The sequence below is a fragment of the Clostridium sp. CM027 genome (genome assembly GCF_024730565.1).
Lineage (GTDB): Bacteria > Bacillota > Clostridia > Clostridiales > Clostridiaceae > Clostridium_AD > Clostridium_AD estertheticum_B.
On sequence record NZ_CP077725.1, the window covers coordinates 1110527 to 1131294 of the forward strand.

The following is a 20768-nucleotide window of genomic DNA, read 5'->3' on the forward strand; positions in this document are numbered from 1 at the left end:
TTAAATCCCCCCATCAATCATTTTAATAATATCAGTACTTGAAATATCTAATTTTTTAGCTTCCTCTATTAAGACTAATATATAGCTTTCATAAAAATTTTCTTTTCTTTTTTTCATTAACTTTTCTTTACTTCCAGTTACAACAAACATACCAACGCCCCTTTTTTTATATATAATGCCTTCATCTACAAGTAGATTAAATCCTTTTGCTACTGTAGCTGGATTTATTTTATACTTAACAGATATTTCTGTTGTAGATGGAATTGCAGTTTCTTCCTCAAATACCCCCTTAAGAACATTGTTCTCAATAGCTTTAGCAATCTGCATATATATAGGTAGCTCATTATTAAAATCTAATTTCATATTATCACCTTCTTCACTTACTTGGTTAATTACTTATGTAACTAACTATATAACCAAATGACTCCATTGTCAATAGTAAATTGGTTTATTTTAGGTTGAAACTAATAAGCTCACTTAGAAGATCCCCGGGGATATTAATAAATTACGAATATAATTTGTTTTGCTAATAATACATAAAAGACACAACAATACAGTTTTGTATTATTGTGTCTTTTATGTATTATTCATTTTCTAAATTCTTAAAAGTATCACTATTACAGCAAATACCACAACTACATCTAGTATCACCAAATTGTAGAGAATAAGCTTGTGAAAGTTCGATATTTGATTTAGCTACTCCTTTAGCGAAATCCTCATTACTTTGTGATACCATTGCTAGAGCATTGGCTTTTTCTTGAGTATTTATTATGGCACCAGCAGGAACATATCTATTAGCAGGAATTCTTACCCCATCTGTAACAACAGCTGCCAAATCAATGTAACAGCTATCTTCCACAATAGAATTAAAAACAATAGCGTTAAATCCAACAAAAGTATTATTTCCAATAATACATGGACCATGAACTAAAGCTCCATGAGCAATACTAACTTCATTTCCTATATAGATAGAATATTCTTTTTTATTTACAGAGACTTTCATGTTTTTCAACCCATGTAATATTACTCCATCTTGAATATTAGTTTTAGTTCCAATATAAAATGGTGTTCCTTCATCCGCTCTAAGAGTTGTATTACATCCAATTAATACTTTTGCGTCGATTCTTACATCGCCTATAATGCTCGCGAAAGGGCCTATGAAAGCAGTTTTATCAATACTGGGATACATACTAATAGGATTAAAAGACGTAGGTGGATTACTACTAACAAAATATGAATATACATTAGTTGGGCCTACAGGATTATATCTAACAATTTTATATTTACTCATAATATTTCTCCTAAATATTTGATACTATATTATACGTATCCTTTAGAATAATTGTGATAAAGTATTTTATGATGTAATTAGATATATTTATTTTAACCAATCGAGTAGGAGCTAAATAATTAATTTATTTAGCGACCTCTCACACCACCGTGCATACCGTTCGGTACACGGCGGTTCAATAGAAATTAATGTTTTAATAAATATGTCTCAGATATAGAAACTAATCCTATATTTTTAAGGTATTTATTGGTCAATGTTTTGTTTAATATAGGGCTATTGGATGTTCTCCAATAGCCTTTCCTTGTATTTGCATATTGCAAAGCTTTATTGTTTGGTATTCCTAATTTAACAAGGTTCCCATATTTTGTTTTAATCTTTTTCCATTGTTTCCAAAAACACATTCTAATTCTTCGCCTTAACCATTCATCAAGTGTTTTAAGAATACTTTTAATGTCTGCAATAGCAAAATAATTTATCCATCCAACTATCACTTGCTTAAGTTTCATAAACCTATATTTCATGCTCATCGCATTACTTCTTGAAGTTAATTCTTTTAGCTTTGCTTTGAATTTGATTATAGGTTTTTGAGGAACTCTCATTCTGTATTCACCTTTTGCCCGGTAAAATGAAAATCCTAAAAATTTAAGTTTCCAAGGTCTATCTACTGTACTCTTTTCTTTATTCACTCTAAGCTTTAACTTTTCCTCAATAAATCTCGTAATACTCTTCATTACTCTATTTGCTGATTTCTCACTTTTGACGTATATATTCGCATCATCAGCATATCTACAAAAGTTTAGTCCTCGTTTTGTTAGTTCTACATCGAGTTCATGTAACATTACGTTACTTAATAATGGGGACAAAGGCCCGCCTTGAGGTGCTCCTTCTTCTGTATTCATAAATACCCCATTTATCATCACTCCACTTTGTAGATACTTTCGTATCAGAGAAATTACTCTACTATCTTTAATATCTTCCGATAGTATCCTTATTAATTTATCATGATTTATCGTATCAAAGTATTTAGAAAGGTCTATATTCACCGTCCATGTATGTCCAGCATTAATATATCCCCTACATTTTTCAACAGCTTGTTTTCCACTTCTTAAAGGTCTAAAACCGTAACTATTATCAGAAAATTTCTTTTCATATACTGGTATTAGAGTTTGTGATATCGCTTGTTGAATAACTCTATCTAATACAGTAGGTATTCCAAGTAGCCTAATTCCACCGTCAGGTTTTGGTATTTCTACCCTTCTTACGGCTAGAGGTCTATATCTACTTTCTAATAATGATTGCCTTAATTCTTGTCCATGCTCTTTTAGATAATGTAGAAGTTCATCTACTGTCAAACCATCAATCCCATGACTTCCTTTATTGGCTTTTACTCTTTTATATGCTTTATTCATATTATCTCTCGATAATATCTGCTCGAGTAAACCATTATCATATTCATTCACATCGTTTCTTCCTTCTTCTGACATAGAGGAAATACTATGCACTTCTACATTACCTTCGAGTTCCACTCTATTCTCTCGTAGAGAGCCTTCTTTATGAAGTTGTCTGCTTTTATCATATTTTCTCGTATCCTTCAAAATTCCAAAACCTCCTATTGTTCAGTCCTTCCCACGCTAACGCGTTTTGCATGGTACTATGACGTCTGCTGACTTCTGATAGTTCAGCCATACATCACTGTATGGGTTGTTATTTCTAAATTCATATCCACAACTTACCTATCAGATCTCCCCGGGTAAGAACGCAATCTTTCACTCCATCTATCTGCTACATTTACACCACTTGTTTCGAATAGTTTTGGGCTTCGTTTTGTATTGCAAACTTACCCACAAGCATATGCCTTATATGTAGTTTCTGTTCGTCAGACCGGAGTTTGGCCGCCAACTTCCTTCAGATTCCATCTCACGATGGACACCCTTGTCTTAAGCTATGCACTTGGCACTATTAACCCGTGCTAGGGACTTTCACCCATTAGATTGCGCCCATGCCGGGCGCACAATAAAAAACACTAAGTTAAACTTAGTGTTTTTTTCTTACCTGGCGACAACCTACTCTTCCACAAGGTCACCCCTGCAGTACCATCGGCGCATTGAAGCTTAACCTTCGTGTTCGGTATGGGAACGGGTGTTACCTTCATGCCATAATCACCAGATTGAGAATATAAATATTCTCTGAAAATTGCACAGTGAATTAGTCTTTTCGCTCACGCTCAAAGCCTCGCTTCTTTCTTACGAAAGAAGTATATCGCATTACTTTTAATTATTTATTTAGGTCAAGCCCTCGACTTATTAGTATTAGTCAGCTGAACATGTTACCATGCTTACACCTCTAACCTATCAACCTGGTGGTCTTCCAGGAGTCTTACTAACACCGCACTTACGTGCGAGTTATGGGAAATCTCATCTCAGGGTGGGCTTCACGCTTAGATGCTTTCAGCGTTTATCCCTTCCAAACATAGCTACCCAGCGATGCCACTGGCGTGACAACTGGTGCACCAGAGGTTTGTCCATCCCGGTCCTCTCGTACTAAGGACAGCTCCCTTCAAATTTCCTACGCCCGCGACGGATAGGGACCGAACTGTCTCACGACGTTCTGAACCCAGCTCGCGTGCCGCTTTAATGGGCGAACAGCCCAACCCTTGGGACCTACTTCAGCCCCAGGATGCGACGAGCCGACATCGAGGTGCCAAACCTCCCCGTCGATGTGGACTCTTGGGGGAGATCAGCCTGTTATCCCCGAGGTAGCTTTTATCCGTTGAGCGATGGCCCTCCCACGAGGTACCACCGGATCACTAAGCCCGACTTTCGTCCCTGCTCCACTTGTAAGTGTCGCAGTCAGGCTCCCTTCTGCCTTTGCACTCTTCGCGCGATTTCCAACCGCGCTGAGGGAACCTTTGGGCGCCTCCGTTACTTTTTTGGAGGCGACCGCCCCAGTCAAACTGCCCACCTAACAATGTCCTGTGACCAGATTCATGGCCTCCAGTTAGAACCTCAGTACTGTCAGGGTGGTATCCCAAGGATGACTCCACACAGGCTGACGCCCATGTTTCTCAGTCTCCCACCTATCCTGTACAGACAATACCGAAATTCAATGCTAAGCTACAGTAAAGCTCTACGGGGTCTTTCCGTCCAATCGCGGGTAGCAAGCATCTTCACTTGCACTACAATTTCGCCGGATGTGTTGTTGAGACAGTGCCCAAATCATTACGCCATTCGTGCGGGTCGGAACTTACCCGACAAGGAATTTCGCTACCTTAGGACCGTTATAGTTACGGCCGCCGTTTACTGGGGCTTAAGTTCATACCTTCGCTTGCGCTAAGTAATCCCCTTAACCTTCCAGCACCGGGCAGGCGTCAGCCCCTATACATCAGCTTTCGCTTTAGCAGAGACCTGTGTTTTTGCTAAACAGTTGCTTGGGCCTATTCTCTGCGACCTACTTACGTAGGCACCCCTTCTCCCGAAGTTACGGGGTCAATTTGCCGAGTTCCTTAACAACAATTCTTCCGATGGTCTTAGGATTCTCTCCTCACCTACCTGTGTCGGTTTGCGGTACGGGCACCAATATCCTCGATAGAGACTTTTCTTGGCAGCGTGGAATCAGATACTTCAGGAATAAATTCCCTTCCCCATCACATCTCAGCGTTAAGAGCAAACGGATTTGCCTGTCTGCTCCGCCTAAATGCTTAGACACACATCCAATAGTGTGCACATCTTATCCTCCTGCGTCATCCCATTTCTAATAACGTCCATTGGTGGTATCGGAATATCAACCGATTGTCCATCACCTACGCCTTTCGGCCTCGGCTTAGGTCCCGACTAACCCTGAGAGGACGAGCCTTCCTCAGGAAACCTTAGGTTTTCGACCGTTAAGATTCTCACTTAACTCTCGCTACTCATGCCAACATTCTCACTTCTGTACCGTCCACCACTCCTTACGGTATGACTTCAGCCAGTACAGAAAGCTCCTCTACCGCGTACACAATTGTGTACACCCATAGCTTCGGTGGTAAGTTTTAGCCCCGGACATCTTCGGCGCAGGATCTCTTGACTAGTGAGCTATTACGCACTCTTTAAATGAGTGGCTGCTTCTGAGCCAACATCCTAGTTGTCTTAGAAATCCCACATCCTTTTCCACTTAACTTACACTTTGGGACCTTAGCTGATGGTCTGGGCTGTTTCCCTTTTGACTACGGATCTTATCATTCGCAGTCTGACTGCCGAAATAAAAGTATATGGCATTCGGAGTTTGATAGGGTTCAGTAACTGTTGTCAGCCCCTAGCCCATTCAGTGCTCTACCTCCATTACTCAATTAATCGACGCTAGCCCTAAAGCTATTTCGAGGAGAACCAGCTATCTCCGAGTTCGATTGGAATTTCTCCGCTATCCACAGCTCATCCCATGGTTTTTCAACACCAACGTGGTTCGGACCTCCACGGAATTTTACTTCCGCTTCATCCTGGCCATGGATAGGTCACCCGGTTTCGGGTCTACGACATGCAACTATGCGCCCTATTCAGACTTGGTTTCCCTTCGGCTCCGTACCTTAAGTACTTAACCTTGCTACATATCGTAACTCGTTGGCTCGTTCTACAAAAAGCACGCCGTCACACATATAAAGTGCTTCGACCGGTTGTAGGCACACGGTTTCAGGTTCTATTTCACTCCCCTTCCGGGGTTCTTTTCACCTTTCCCTCACGGTACTTCTTCACTATCGGTCACTAGGTAGTATTTAGCCTTGGGAGGTGGTCCTCCCAGCTTCCCACAAGGTTTCACGTGTCTCGTGGTACTCTGGATTAGATCTGACTGTTTTTCCTTTTCATTTACAGGCCTATTACCTTCTGCGGAGCAGCTTTCCAGCTATCTTCAATTAAGGAATTGCAGTATTTATGATCTATCCTCAACCCCCAGATCAAAGACCTGGGTTTGGGCTCTTTCCCTTTCGCTCGCCGCTACTTAGGAAATCGATGTTTCTTTCTCTTCCTCCGGGTACTTAGATGTTTCAGTTCCCCGGGTCTACCTCTGCATACCTATTTATTCAGTATGCAGTACATAGTTGTTACTATGTGGGTTCCCCCATTCGGAAATCTTTGGATCACAGGCTATTTGCGCCTACCCAAAGCTTATCGCAGCTTAACGCGTCCTTCTTCGGCTCCTAGTGCCAAGGCATTCGCCATGCGCCCTTTGTAGCTTGACCTTGATTCTGTCTATTTACATAGACGGTTATATTAATTTTGCGAAATTGTATTAAATTAATTTATAAACTACTTGCGTAGTTTTAATTTTTTTAAAACAACTTTTTTCACTGTGCAATTTTCAAAGAACATTTTAAGAAAAACTATTCATTATCTAACTCCTAAGAGTTAGATAAAATTAGTCTCTCAAAATTAAACAGAGAACTAGGTACGATTAATTACAATAGATATTTTTGAAGAACAAATTAATATTCTTCTATTGCATCGACCGAAGTCAATACATCTACTCCCTAGAAAGGAGGTGATCCAGCCGCAGGTTCTCCTACGGCTACCTTGTTACGACTTCACCCCAATCATCAATCCCACCTTCGGCCGCTGGCTCCATAAACACCTAAGTGTTAGGTTACCTCACGGACTTCGGGTGTTACCAACTCTCATGGTGTGACGGGCGGTGTGTACAAGGCCCGGGAACGTATTCACCGCGACATGCTGATTCGCGATTACTAGCAACTCCGGCTTCATGTAGGCGAGTTGCAGCCTACAATCCGAACTGGGATGAGTTTTTGAGTTTGGCTCCACCTTGCGGTCTTGCATCTCTTTGTACTCACCATTGTAGCACGTGTGTAGCCCTAGACATAAGGGGCATGATGATTTGACGTCATCCCCACCTTCCTCCCGGTTAACCCGGGCAGTCTCACTAGAGTGCTCAACTTAATGGTAGCAACTAATGATAAGGGTTGCGCTCGTTGCGGGACTTAACCCAACATCTCACGACACGAGCTGACGACAACCATGCACCACCTGTCACCCTGTCCCGAAGGACTTCGCCCATCTCTGGGTTATGCAGGGGATGTCAAGTCTAGGTAAGGTTCTTCGCGTTGCTTCGAATTAAACCACATGCTCCGCTGCTTGTGCGGGCCCCCGTCAATTCCTTTGAGTTTTAATCTTGCGATCGTACTCCCCAGGCGGAATACTTAATGTGTTAACGGCGGCACCGAGGTTCGACCCCCGACACCTAGTATTCATCGTTTACGGCGTGGACTACCAGGGTATCTAATCCTGTTTGCTCCCCACGCTTTCATGCCTCAGCGTCAGTTACAGTCCAGTAAGTCGCCTTCGCCACTGGTGTTCTTCCTAATCTCTACGCATTTCACCGCTACACTAGGAATTCCACTTACCTCTCCTGCACTCTAGACACCCAGTTTCAAATGCAGCACCCAAGTTAAGCTCGGGTATTTCACATCTGACTTAAATGTCCGCCTACGCATCCTTTACGCCCAGTAAATCCGGACAACGCTTGCCACCTACGTATTACCGCGGCTGCTGGCACGTAGTTAGCCGTGGCTTCCTCCTCTGGTACCGTCATTATCGTCCCAGAAGACAGAACTTTACAACCCGAAGGCCTTCATCATTCACGCGGCGTTGCTGCGTCAGGGTTTCCCCCATTGCGCAATATTCCCCACTGCTGCCTCCCGTAGGAGTCTGGACCGTGTCTCAGTTCCAATGTGGCCGATCACCCTCTCAGGTCGGCTACGCATCGTCGCCTTGGTGAGCCGTTACCTCACCAACTAGCTAATGCGCCGCGGGTCCATCTCAAAGTGGAATTTTCCGAAGAAAAATCCTTTGATGTTTCGATCATGCGACCAAAACATATTATGCGGTATTAATCTCCCTTTCGGGAGGCTATTCCCCTCTTTGAGGCAGGTTACCCACGTGTTACTCACCCGTCCGCCGCTAATCCACCCCGAAAGGTTTCATCGCTCGACTTGCATGTGTTAGGCACGCCGCCAGCGTTCGTCCTGAGCCAGGATCAAACTCTCAATTTAAAAGTTTACACTTTTTTAGTTGAAATGATTAATCTGCGACAACTGTTAAGTTGATTCGCAAGCTCATTACATACTTTTAGTCTTACGACTAAATTTTACTTTATACTAAAGTAATTAACTGGTTTAACGAAATATTATTTCGCTATCTTTACCTATTTCTCTGTTTAATTTTCAAAGACCAATTCGCTTTGTCATCATGTGACGACTTCTACTATATTACTAGGTATTTCTTGTTTTGTCAACATTTTTTTAATTTATTTTCATTGAAAAATTTATTAAAAAGTTATTAACAGTTAGCTTATCGTGCCACTCGGTTGTGACGACAAGGAGTATTCTATCACATAAATAAGAGCATAATTTCACAACATAGGTACTCTAGCTAGATTATACTCATATTACTACAAATTGGTCTAAATAATTCAATATTTCGCATCCTGATACGCATGGCTAAATGCTACAACTACCTCTTTATCTACCATAAAAAAACTTACGTCATTTGTAGTACTAGCTAAAAAAGCCAATACTCCTATAAGTAATGGTTACATTAAGAAATATTTTTTCTAATCTTTAAAAGACATACTCCGTACAATTCTATCAAAGCCAATAATAGTGTTTTTAAAAATGCCTTCTGCTCTATCTTTATACTCTTCCGGATTAATCATTGAAGGGCTAAAATGCGTTAATAAAAGTTCTTGTACATCTCCACTTAAAGCAAGTTCTGCCGCCTCACTAAATGTCATATGTTTGTTCCTTATGGCTTTTTCAATATCATTTTCATTACCATAGGTACCTTCACAAATGAACAAGTCACTTCCTTTAATAAAAGTTGTTATTTTAGGAGTTGGCCTTGTATCTGTTATAAAACTAATCTTTATCCCTGTTCTTTCTTTTCCCATCACCATGCTTGGAAAATATGTTTTATCATGTTCATTTATAATCTCATTTTTTTGCAATCTACTCCAAAATCTCTTTGGTATTTCATTTTTAGCTGCACTTCCTACATCAAATTTTGGTTTTCTATTAAAATAGAGGCTATAACCCAAACAATTAGTTGAGTGCTCAAGTTCTAGTGTTGAAATTATTAAATCATTAAATTCTCCTACTGAAGTATTAATACATTTTAATGAAGCTTGTATTTTCACGGGTTCTTTAGGATTTTCTAAGATATTAAGTTCGTAAGGAAGGTAAGGTGCTGCAACCCTTAGCCCTTTCACAATATTAGTAATACCTTTAGGCCCAATTATAGTAATGGGATCAGTTCTACCACTGTTACCAATCGTTGCAAGAATACCTGGAAGTCCTACAATGTGATCTGCATGTCCATGAGTTATACAAATCACATCTATCGACTTAAACCCCCAGCCAAGTATTTTCATTGATACCTGGGTACCTTCTCCGCAGTCAATAAGTATTTTTCTTCCTTTATAGTTTATGAGAAGCGAAGATAAATATCTTTCGGGAATTGGCATTCCCCCTCCACATCCTAGCAATGCTAAATCAACCAATTAAACCACCTCATCTATTGTTTCAACATGAAAAATATGCTAAAGTCTCCAAGTTGAATCCTATTATTCCTCTTTACAACTTAATAAGAATATCAATTTCGAACTTAAAATCCACAAAAATATAGGGTATTCCTTATATGATTATATACTATCATAGTCTTCTCATATTCACGGACCTTCATTCAAACTCTTTTATTCTAAACTTATTTATATGTCTATATATGAAGGAATTAATAAAAGTTGTAAGAGCCATTATGAAAAATAATAAGAAAATTACAAAGAAAGGTGTTCATATATAATACAAAACACATCCAAGCTGTAGAATTTCAAAACTACAATTGGATGTGTTTTTGTGGTATTGAATAACCAAATACAGATGTTCAATACCCCGAGGAAACTATAGGAGACTTTCCTTCTGAAATGTCGTTAAACTTCTTTAACTATCTCATCGTAGCCTCTTCTATATGCCCTTGGATAAAGTGTCTTACTTTCATCTAAGTATCCAAGTGAGATTAGCATTACTACTGTCTTATTCTCATCAAGTCCAAATTCTTTTCTCACACCCTCAAAATCCATGCCACTCATTGGATGAGAATCTACTCCAAGGTTCTTAGCTGCATACATTATAGACATTGCTAGAAGTCCTGCATTACTCTCAGCGAACTTTAATTTATTTTCCTCTGATGTACCATATAAACTATGTGCAAACCCTTGTGTACCTGCTAATTTTTCTTTATCACCACCAAATAGCTTTAACATATCCTTCCATGTAGGATTTGTTTCATCATATCCAGTTTTATTACCTACAATTATTAGGGTCACTGGAGCCTCTAATATCTTAGGCTGACTACTTGAAAGTTTATACAATTTCTCTTTAGCTTCTTTAGATTTCACTGCTATAATTTCCCAAGGTTGAAGGTTAAATGCTGATGGAGCTAATACCGCAAGATTAATTATATCCTTTAGTGTTCCCTCTTCAAGACCTTTATTTACATCAAAAAAATTGATAGCTCTTCTATTTTTAAAAACTTCTTTTAAATTCATTTAAATACACTCCTTAATTTCCTTTTTTAAGATTATTCGTTACTAATTATTATTACTTAATTTATATTATTATACCGATAGTTTACTGATTATGTCAAGCATATATTGAAATTATTAATTTCTTTAATACTAAAAAATCGTTGAAATTTGATATTATGCTCGCATTCTATTCATATATCCTTTGAGTCCATAAAAAGTACCTATAGCTATTTCGCTATAGGTACCAGTTTATTTAATCTACTTAGGCATCTTTGACTTGTTATTTTGTTTCGGGAGCCTTAAATATATTCAATACTGAGCTAAGTGATTCACGGAGATTATCATCCCTTAGCATAGTCATAGCTGAATCAATTACTACACGGGTATCATATTGGCCCTTGTAAATAGGAGTAACCTCTTTATCTAATTTGAGAAGAGAATAAACTGCTGTTTGTGCTGATCTAACCGAGTAATCAACTGTAAAAACAACATCGTCAGGCATTTCACAGAATTGTCCAATAAATGCTAAATTAGTTGATCCTATTGGTACAACCGCAGGCCTATCTCCCATTGTTCTAGGTAAAAATTGACTTGTTATAAAAGGCATTATACATGGTATACATGTAGATGTTTTGAGAATTAAAGGCATTTCTTCTTTCAAAGCAAGATGGCGACATAATTCTGTTAATATCTCTTCACCAGTACATTCAGACATCTTTTTTTGCACATAGTTACCTTTTTTATTTGGAGACAAGCAATAGCCCCAACATATATTAACATTTTCAGGTTGATTATTATAATATGGTTGATGAGGTAAAACAACTGACATAAGCCAATTGGAGTCCTTGAAAGTAAATACAGAATTTTCATTAAAATTCTCCATTAATCTGAAAAATGTTGGATCTCTAAAAGTAACTGTGAATGATTCCCATAGCGATTCATCTATATGATCATCAAAAACGGATGGCTTACCAAACTCAGGTCTATTTTTCGCTATATTTTCCCAAAGTTTCCACGAGCCTCCTAAGCTCTTAGCTTCAACCTTAGGTACAGTTGACATTGATCCAAGGCTTGATCCTGCCGTCATAGATCCAATGGTTACAAGAACATAGTCCCCGTTTTTAATGTGAATACTTTTTTGTTTTCCATTACTAGTATAATGAATACGTTCTACAGTTTTTTCATTTTCAGAAGTTTTAAAATCTAGATTAGTGACTTCACAATTCATTTCAAAGTGGACGCCTTGTTCTTTTAGCCATTTAACTATTGGCAAAACCATAGAATCATATTGATTGTACGGCGTGCGACGGACACCAGATAAAGTGTTAATACGAGGCAACTCATGAATAAATCTATGAAGATATCTCTTAAATTCTACTGCACTATGCCATGGTTGAAACGCAAAAGTTGTGCACCACATAAACCAAAATTTACTTTTGAAAAATGAATCTCCAAAACAATCTTTTACCCTACTTGTTCCAAGTGATTCCTCAGATTGAGCCATAATTTTAATTAAATCCAATCTATTCTGTTGATTAAATCCAAGAGAAGATACATCAATTACCTCTTTATTTTCACCAACTAATCTAGCTTTAGCGCTAGACTTAAATTTCTTATTGAATTCAACAAATTCATCATATAATGTTTTTTCTGAATCAGTTAATGACGGAATGCTTGATAAAAGATCAAAAGTGGCGGTGTAGGCTTCTTCATCGAACATTCTTCCACCACGATAGACATACCCATTTTCAGCTGAACCTTGGGCATCTAGACTACCACCTGTTATATTAGACTCTTCAAATATTGATATATTCTTTCCAGAAACATGTCCATCTCTAATAAAATAAACAGCACTAGCAAGGGATGCAATTCCACCTCCAACAAGATAAGCTTTTATTTTATAATTATCACCATTAGAAAATTCATTTATATTTTTATAGTTTTGTTCCATTTTCGCCTCCTATTTTTTGGTTTATTCACTAATCCTTTATCATATACTGTATTAAAATCACTTAACGCCTCTTATTACATTCATAGATGGACTTCCACCTTCAAACATGTTTTTTACTCTCAGACCTATAAGTGGATTTAACTCTTCATGTGTTAAGATATAAAATTTTTCTTCTTCAATTGCCTTGAATATAGTTGCCCCAATTGTGTCAATTGGTATACCGCCTTTGATAACCTTATGTTTCTTTTGCTCTTCTTCTTTATATAAATCACTTTGATAATAAGGCTGGCTCATATCATTTTTATAAATATTTGGTCTGTGCCTCTCACAATTATCAAGGTCTGTTTGAATAAATCCTGGACAGAATACTGACATTTTTATTTTGTCCGTTTCGCATTGAAGATCTAAGTAGGTAGATTCAGAAAGACCAACCGCTGCAAATTTCGAAGTATGGTAAGCTGACATTCCATTCAAATCCAAAAGCCCAGCTACAGAAGAAGTATTAACAATATGGCACTCAGTATCCTGTTTTAACATTATTGGAATGAACACTTTTTCGCCATGGATAATGCCCCAGACATTAGCTTTCATAACCCATTCCCAATCATTTAAAGATAGTAACCAAGCTGGCCCTGCAACTACGACTCCTGCATTATTAAACAATAAATCTATGTGTTGAAATTTTTCAAGGGCAATCTTCGCTAGCATCTCCATGTCCTCAAATTTCATGACATCCATTTCAACAGCTAATACTTCAGCTCCCTCTGCCTTAAGTTGTTCTTCCGCTCTTTTTAAGTCCCTTCCATCAATATCTGCTATAACTATTTTAATCTCTCTTCGTGCACATTCCTTAGCTATTGCAAATCCTATTCCATTTGCAGCGCCTGTAATAACTGCTACCTTACCTTTAAACTCTTTCATAATATAACTCCTCCTTTTTATACTGTTTTATAGAGTATCCTCCCACCAATCCCATTTTGAATTTGAATATGGTAAATACGCAATTGGATCTACTTCTGCCAAAACTTTACCCCTTAAAAGTACTGAAGTTCCTACAGTGTAAGTGCAACCTAGCATCTTTACAACTTCTAATTCTGCCCAAGGGTCATGTGGTGAGTCTTTCAGATTCATCTCAAATTCTCCAGTTTTAAACACTTTATTATCCATAGTTGCACCTTGCTCTATAAGTAGTGGGCTTAAGTCGAATCCACTGCCATCTGGTGACTTAGAATATTTGAAATTAAATATAGGTAATCCCTCTCCATAATTATCAGCAATTATTTTCTGTCCATCTTCAGCATTACATTTTCCATTAAGATTTGCTTTTACACTAAAGAAGTTTATTCCATTTCGAGATACACTTCCGTAAACAGAGTCTCCATCTTTCTTAAGTTCGATTTCTGCCATCTTCTTTGGAAAACCATAAATTTCTCTGCCAAGCCCCATAGCCATGCCATCACTTATAGGCATTGAAAGACAATACATTCCAATTCGACCATTAAAATCTGCTGGTATAAATAAAGCTGCTTCCTTGTATGGAGGGCAAAAATTTGTTCTAGGATAATTAGCTACAAAAGCATGTACCAAAGGTACTTTAAGAGGCTTTAGAGGTGCTGGAAGTATACGTGCAATAATCTCTGGCTTTGTTTCCCAATAAGCTGTGAGCATCTGAGCATCGTAAAAAGTTGTAGGTTTACTAATATATTTTTTAATATCATTTGGATTTTTTACAAAACTATTCATTAATGATACCTCCCTATATTTTATATTTCAGAGTTGTTTTACTAATATTCACATCCTCCATCCTTTCTTTAAATTTATATTTTTGTACAAGAATTCTATATTTATAATATAACGCTAATAAAAAAGGTGTTAAACAATCAATTTCCTTGATTTGTCTAAAAAACATACACTGTACTCAAAGTGTATGTTTTTTAGCATTAGCGGAAACTAAAAGTTAATTATTCCTTGCTTTATTAAGAAAAATAGCTATAATAGAACTAATTTAATTTTTAAATTACATATATTAATTAATTTGGAGGTATGCATAAATGAAAGATTCAACAAAACATTCCGTGATTATAGGTTTTGCACTATTTGCAATGTTTTTCGGTGCAGGAAACCTAATTTTTCCACCATTCTTAGGAAAAACTGCAGGAAGCGCATTTTTTGCATCCATAATAGGATTTCTCATTACAGGCGTTGGTCTTCCACTAACTGGAGTAATTGCCTGTGCCAAAATTAATGGTACTTACGACAAAATGGCCAATAGAGTAGGTAAAAAATTTGCTATAATAACTGGTGTAGCTTTAATTCTTGTTATCGGTCCGTTATTTGCAATTCCAAGAACCGCTGCATCAACTTTCGAGCTTGGAATACATCCAATATTTCCATCTGTGCCACAAAACATAGTAGTTATATTGTATTTTGCAATAACACTTGCGTTTGTGCTTAAACCTTCTTCAATAATTGATAATATAGGTAAAATACTTACCCCCGCACTTTTATTAATGCTAGCTATAATTATATTTAAAGGAATAATAGATCCTATTGGACCAGTTGTAGCTACATCTTATAAAGGTGGATTTTCAAAAGCTTTAATAGAAGGTTATCAAACAATGGATGCTATGGCTTCTGTTATATTTGCAGGAATAATTATTTCATCTGTTAGAGCAAAAGGTTATAAAAATACAAAAGATATAATGAATATGACTATAAAATCAGCACTAGTTGCTGTAGCGGGTTTAACCTTTGTATATGCTGGACTTATGTATCTCGGAACACAAACAAGTACTTTGTTCCCCGCAGATATATCTAGAACTAAGCTAGTTACAGAGCTTGTTAAGTTAGACCTAGGTAGCGTTGGTGCAGTTATTCTTAGTTTATGTGTTGCTCTTGCATGCTTAACAACCGCTATAGGGTTACTCGCAAGTGGAGCAACATTCTTTGCTAATCTTTCAAATAATAAAGTATCTTACAAGACTGCTGCTGTTATTATGGCTGTAGTAAGTGGATTAATAGCTACGAAAGACGTTGATAGTATAATTACATTGGCAGGGCCTGTTTTACAAATTTTATATCCAATTGTAATTGTTCTAATAGTTATTACATTGCTTGGAGATATTGTGAAGAGTAATACGGCTGTTGCTATAACTACATACACAGCGCTAATTATAAGTATTTTAGATACTATAAATAGTATCTACGCAAATAGCATTGGATTTATTAAATTTATTCCTCTATCAAGTGTTGGATTCTCATGGCTTATACCTGCTTTAATAGCTTTTGTAATTTCTAATATTTTAATTAAACCAAAAGAAGTTATAAATGAAGATGAAGCTGATTCAATTCTTGAGGGTGAGATAATGTAACACTGTTGATTAAGAATTAATATGGTTACATAGAGAAAATTTATTTTCTCTAAAGTGGGCTCCATCAAATATACAAGCTGTAAATCAGCTTCTATCAGAAAAGGTATAGCAAAATTAAATCTTGCTATACCTTTTTTTCATTTTATATTACCGTTACTCCACTTTGAATTACAACTGTGCACTAAACCCCAATTAATGATTTGTATACTTCCTTGCCTTCATTAGGAAGAGCGAATAGTTAATTTTATTACCTTCTATAATTTTTTCACCATAAAAAAATGAATTCGATTCTATGTCGTTAAACCCAGCACTAAGTGAACTACTCACCACCTAATAGGTGGGAGCTTCTTGGTCAATATTCCCAACGGAATAAGTTTATCCAAGCTAATAAGACAATTCCTGCCTCTCTAGTCAATATATCTTTTATTACATTGCTAGTTTTAATAAATTTTTACTTGCATTTATGTCTCTGTCCATTATCATTCCACATACTGGACATATATAAGTTCTGCAAGATAAATCTTTTGTTTGGCTTGATTTATTACCACATTTAGAACATAATTGACTACTTGCATACCTTACTGGTGCTATTATTATTTCTCTACCATACCATTCAGCCTTATATTCTAACATTCTTCTAAATTCAAACCAACTAACATCGGCTATACTCTTAGCCAATTTATGATTTTTTATCATATTACTTACTTTTAAGTCCTCAATAACTATAACTTGGTTTTCGTTAATTAATTGAGTGCTCACTTTGTGAAGAAAATCTTTTCTTTGATTAGCTATTTTCTCATGGATTTTAGCAACTTTCAATCTTGATTTTATTCTATTATTACTACCCTTTTGTTTCCTTGATAAGTTTTTTTGAAGTTCAGCTAATCTCTTTTCTGATTTTTTTAAGTGTTTAGGATTATGAAAAAGATTTCCATCACTTGTTATAGCAAATTCTTTGATACCTAAGTCTATGCCTATTTTAGTATCTATTTTAGATAACTGAATATTTTCAGCATCAACTAATATTGATATAAAATACTTACCACTTGATACTTGTGATACTGTACATGATTTAATTAATCCAGTGAATTCTCTATGTTGTTTAATATTAATCATAGATTTTAATTTAGGAATTTTTATTTTATTATCTTTAATAAATACTGTTCCATTTGGAATACTTTTACTTATTTGATTGTTAGTTGTATAGGCTTTATTATTGTTTCTTTTACTTTTGAACTTAGGAAATCCAATTGAGTTATCCCTAAAGAAATTAGCATAAGCTCTCTGCAAATTCATTTGAGCATTTGCTAACGCTAAACTGTCAACTTCTTTTAACCATTCAAATTCTTTTTTATATTTTGCAGGTGTTGGAAGTTTTTGTTTCTTTAGTTCCTCTTTGTTATCTTTATATTGCTCATATATAAGTTTTCTTTCTGCCAAAATTTGATTATAAACAAATCTAGTGCATCCAAATGTTTTAGCTAAATATACTTGTTGCTCGTTATTTGGATATAGTCTGAATTTATATGCTTTTAACATTTTCTCACCTCATTTCATGCCTTGATTTTCGATATATTTTCTAACTATATCTATTGGATCACCACCAGTTGTTATAAGACAATAACTTCTACTCCAAAAATACTCTTTCCATAATTGGTTTCTTATTGATGGGAACTCTTTTTTTATAAGCCTACTACTAGCACTTTTATAAGCATTTAGAAATTTTGATATATCTGTATTCGGTGAGCCTCTAAATAGAAGATGTATATGGTCTTCATCATGATTCCATTCACCTAAATTCATATTATATTTTGGACATATATATTCAAATATTTCTTTTAGCCTATTTGATATTTCATCATTTATTACTTTACGTCTATACTTTATAACCAATACTAAATGATAATTAAGCAAGAATACTGAATGATTATTAGTATCTAAAATCAATGTGTCACACCCTTTGTATATTTACTACTGATTATAGATTACGTTATTTGTTGACTATCGTCAAGGGCTATTCATCTCCCACCTAAGAGGTGGGAGAATTCCGCCCGTTCTGTTAAATCAGTTTTATCACCATTCACCTTTATCATAATTCCATCTACTATTTCTATAGTCACATTCCCTATAGTATACTCTTTCACTTTATCTTTCTTAGCATCCTTGTCTTTATCTATTTTTTTAATTTTAACATCCTTCTCTTTAGCTACCTTCTTTAGTATTTTATATACCTCAAGTTCTAAGCTGCTTCCTACTTTTAGCTCCTGGGTGTTTTCTACGTTTTTCAGGAGATATAAAGTTGTGTAAGTTATAAGTCTAGTTCCTGTTTGAATTGGAACTATGTTGTCTACTTTTTTTATAGATTCTAAGTTAATTCTTATGTATATATCATTTTCAGTACCAGCTCTTACTTTAATCTCAGTACAATCTTTTCGCTTATATTCTATGCATTCTTTTATCTTGCCAAAATATTTTACTCCACCCTCTTCTTTAAATTTTTTTTTATTGATAGGATGCTAAATACTCAACCGAATCTCTAACCTCTTTTAGTTTCACTATTGGAATATTATAAAAGAGATTTTCTTTATACTCTTATAAAAGACATGCTCTTTAAACTTCTCTTCATCTCCATAAGGAAACATAACATAAGCCCCAAAGGTATCATATTTAAATTGAACCTCGTTATTAAGTTTTGATACTATCGCATCCCTATATCTATGCATTACATTTATATCATCCTCAACTGGACCTATATTTATTCTATACTTAGCATCGAATATATAAATTCTATTGTCATCTTTATTATTTAAATTCCTAATATTAAGTACAGTATCTGGTCTTTGATTAGTTGTTGGAGACGACTATGACTTGTTATACCATAGCTCTAACCTATTCTTTTTATTAGAATAAATCATCTTAGCCTGCGAGTCCTGGGATAATGTTAGATAGAACCCATTGTCCTTATACTTTAATATTCCATATTCCTCAACCTGATAACCTAAATCACTGAGGATATGATGTATTTTCATATAACACCACATCTCGTATAATACATATAGTTTTTTAGGAGTCATCTGGTAAATTCCATCTCCTAAAGCTAGCCCCTTACTTAGCATAATATATTTTTTATAAACTTCTCTATAACCGGGTGCCATTTGAAAAACTAAACTCATAGTCTTTTTGCCTGTAAGATTGCTAACATTACTAAATCCATTTTTTATATGTTTTTCTAATATAGATAACTACTGAAAATCCATATAATTGTATGGGTTTTTATTTTTCATCTTAAAATTTTCAATTTGATCTTCCCATACTGTTATAAATGTAGTATACTTTATAGGTTGAACAAAGGAGGGTCATATTGTGAATAAAACTATATGTGAATTATTTGCTGGTGTAGGTGGCTTTAGAGTGGGCTTTGAAAATGCCTGCGAAGACTGGATTACTGTGTGGGCAAACCAATGGGAACCAAATAAAAAAACTCAACATGCCTTTGAATGTTATAAATCTCACTTCGAAGAACAAGGTGGAATTAATGAATATAGCAACACTGATATTTCTGAGGTTCCAACTGCCATGATACCTGAACATTCCGTTCTTGTAGGCGGATTTCCCTGTCAAGATTACTCAGTTGCCTCTACTGGCGCTTTAGGCATTCATGGCAAAAAAGGTGTTCTCTGGTGGGAAATTGAAAGAATACTAAAAGAAAAAACGCCTCCATTTGTTTTACTTGAAAATGTTGATAGGCTTTTAAAATCGCCAACTTCTCAACGTGGTCGTGATTTTGGTATAATACTCGCTTGCTTAAATAATTTAGGATATTATGTTGAGTGGAGAGTAATAAATGCTGCTGAATACGGATTACAACAGCGTAGAAGACGTACTTTTATATTTGCAGCTCATAAAAGCACTAAATATTATCTTGAAATAAAAACAGATGTTAAATCTATATTGCAGTCTGAGGGCTTCTTTAGCTCAACATTTAATGTTGGTGATTTTACTGAAGGAGAAATTTCTCATACAGAGATGAATTGTTTATATCCTTTAGATATTTTAGATGTATCTAATAATTTTGAGTTTGAGTTTAGAAACTCAGGTGTTTGCTTTGGTGGTAAAATATTCACAGTTCAAACTACACCAAATAAATTAATAAAAGATCCACCTCTAACATTATTTAATTTACTTGAAAAATCAGTTGATGAAAAATACTCTCTTTCAGAAGACGATTTTGAAAAATGGAACTTCATGAAAGGTGCAAAAGCGATAGAAAGAACCTCTAAAACAGGGCATAAATATATTTTTAGAGAGGGTGCTTTATCCTTCCCTGATTCTATTGATAAGCCTGCAAGAACTATGCTTACTAGCGAAGCAAGCAAAAATCGTAGTACCCATGTTGTAGCAGATTTAACTACTAAAAAATTACGTCTGTTAACGCCTATTGAATGTGAAAGAATTAATGGATTCCCTGATGATTGGACCAATACAGGCATGACTCATTCATTTAGATATTTCTGTATGGGTAACGCTTTAGTTGTTAATATAGTTACCTTAATGGCTAAAACTCTGCATAATATTATAGAAAAAGAAGACTAGA

The 20768-nt window shown here is 36.0% G+C and carries 12 protein-coding genes, 3 rRNA genes and 1 pseudogene; 2 read left to right on the forward strand and 14 right to left on the reverse strand.

Annotation, left to right across the window (positions count from 1 at the left end; translation table 11 throughout):
• The 11 genes from KTC92_RS05380 to KTC92_RS05430 form a co-directional block, all read right to left on the reverse strand.
• A complete protein-coding gene (locus KTC92_RS05380) occupies positions 1-363 on the reverse strand; it encodes a GntR family transcriptional regulator (RefSeq protein ID WP_216304564.1) in 363 nt (120 codons plus the stop codon).
• Positions 364-583: 220 nt separating this feature from the next.
• On the reverse strand, positions 584-1291 hold the full coding sequence (locus KTC92_RS05385; RefSeq protein ID WP_216304565.1) for a carbonate dehydratase: 708 nt from the start codon (positions 1289-1291) through the stop codon (positions 584-586).
• Positions 1292-1476: 185 nt separating this feature from the next.
• A complete protein-coding gene (gene ltrA / locus KTC92_RS05390; protein ID WP_258280593.1) occupies positions 1477-2886 on the reverse strand; it encodes a group II intron reverse transcriptase/maturase in 1410 nt (469 codons plus the stop codon).
• 455 nt (positions 2887-3341) lie between these two features.
• A 5S ribosomal RNA gene (rrf, locus tag KTC92_RS05395) occupies positions 3342-3458 on the reverse strand.
• Between the two features lie 116 nt (positions 3459-3574).
• Positions 3575-6500: ribosomal RNA gene (locus tag KTC92_RS05400) — 23S ribosomal RNA — on the reverse strand.
• A gap of 292 nt (positions 6501-6792) precedes the next feature.
• Positions 6793-8324, reverse strand: a 16S ribosomal RNA gene (locus KTC92_RS05405).
• The 16S, 23S and 5S rRNA genes sit together here, the layout of an rRNA operon.
• Before the next feature lie 560 nt (positions 8325-8884).
• Complete coding sequence (locus tag KTC92_RS05410; protein WP_220287449.1) at positions 8885-9829, reverse strand: ribonuclease Z; 945 nt, start codon at positions 9827-9829, stop codon at positions 8885-8887.
• A 426-nt stretch (positions 9830-10255) separates the two neighbouring features.
• Positions 10256-10873: a nitroreductase family protein gene (locus KTC92_RS05415; RefSeq protein WP_220287451.1), complete on the reverse strand. Its 618-nt coding sequence runs from the start codon at positions 10871-10873 to the stop codon at positions 10256-10258.
• Between the two features lie 259 nt (positions 10874-11132).
• Positions 11133-12803, reverse strand: a complete 1671-nt coding sequence (locus KTC92_RS05420) for an oleate hydratase (RefSeq protein WP_220287453.1) — start codon at positions 12801-12803, stop codon at positions 11133-11135.
• Between the two features lie 57 nt (positions 12804-12860).
• Positions 12861-13724: an SDR family NAD(P)-dependent oxidoreductase gene (locus tag KTC92_RS05425; RefSeq protein WP_220287455.1), complete on the reverse strand. Its 864-nt coding sequence runs from the start codon at positions 13722-13724 to the stop codon at positions 12861-12863.
• Positions 13725-13751: 27 nt separating this feature from the next.
• Positions 13752-14546: an acetoacetate decarboxylase family protein gene (locus tag KTC92_RS05430; RefSeq protein ID WP_216304089.1), complete on the reverse strand. Its 795-nt coding sequence runs from the start codon at positions 14544-14546 to the stop codon at positions 13752-13754.
• A 308-nt stretch (positions 14547-14854) separates the two neighbouring features.
• On the opposite strand from KTC92_RS05430, the gene brnQ reads away from it, so the two are divergent.
• Positions 14855-16174, forward strand: coding sequence for a branched-chain amino acid transport system II carrier protein (gene brnQ / locus KTC92_RS05435; protein WP_220287457.1), 1320 nt, complete (start codon positions 14855-14857; stop codon positions 16172-16174).
• 426 nt (positions 16175-16600) lie between these two features.
• Here brnQ and tnpB read toward each other — a convergent pair whose 3' ends face one another.
• The 3 genes and pseudogenes from tnpB to KTC92_RS05450 form a co-directional block, all read right to left on the reverse strand.
• On the reverse strand, positions 16601-17713 hold the full coding sequence (gene tnpB, locus KTC92_RS05440) for an IS200/IS605 family element RNA-guided endonuclease TnpB (RefSeq protein ID WP_220287459.1): 1113 nt from the start codon (positions 17711-17713) through the stop codon (positions 16601-16603).
• Positions 17714-17722: 9 nt separating this feature from the next.
• Positions 17723-18121 (reverse strand): IS200/IS605 family transposase, encoded by a 399-nt coding sequence (tnpA, locus tag KTC92_RS05445; RefSeq protein WP_220287461.1) that lies wholly within the window; start codon positions 18119-18121, stop codon positions 17723-17725.
• Positions 18122-18729: 608 nt separating this feature from the next.
• Positions 18730-19410: pseudogene (locus KTC92_RS05450) on the reverse strand (DUF2357 domain-containing protein).
• A 127-nt stretch (positions 19411-19537) separates the two neighbouring features.
• Between KTC92_RS05450 and dcm the strand changes: the two are divergent.
• Entirely contained in the window at positions 19538-20767 is a 1230-nt protein-coding gene (dcm, locus tag KTC92_RS05455; RefSeq protein ID WP_220287466.1) for a DNA (cytosine-5-)-methyltransferase, read from the forward strand.
• The last annotated feature ends 1 nt before the right edge of the window (position 20768 follow it).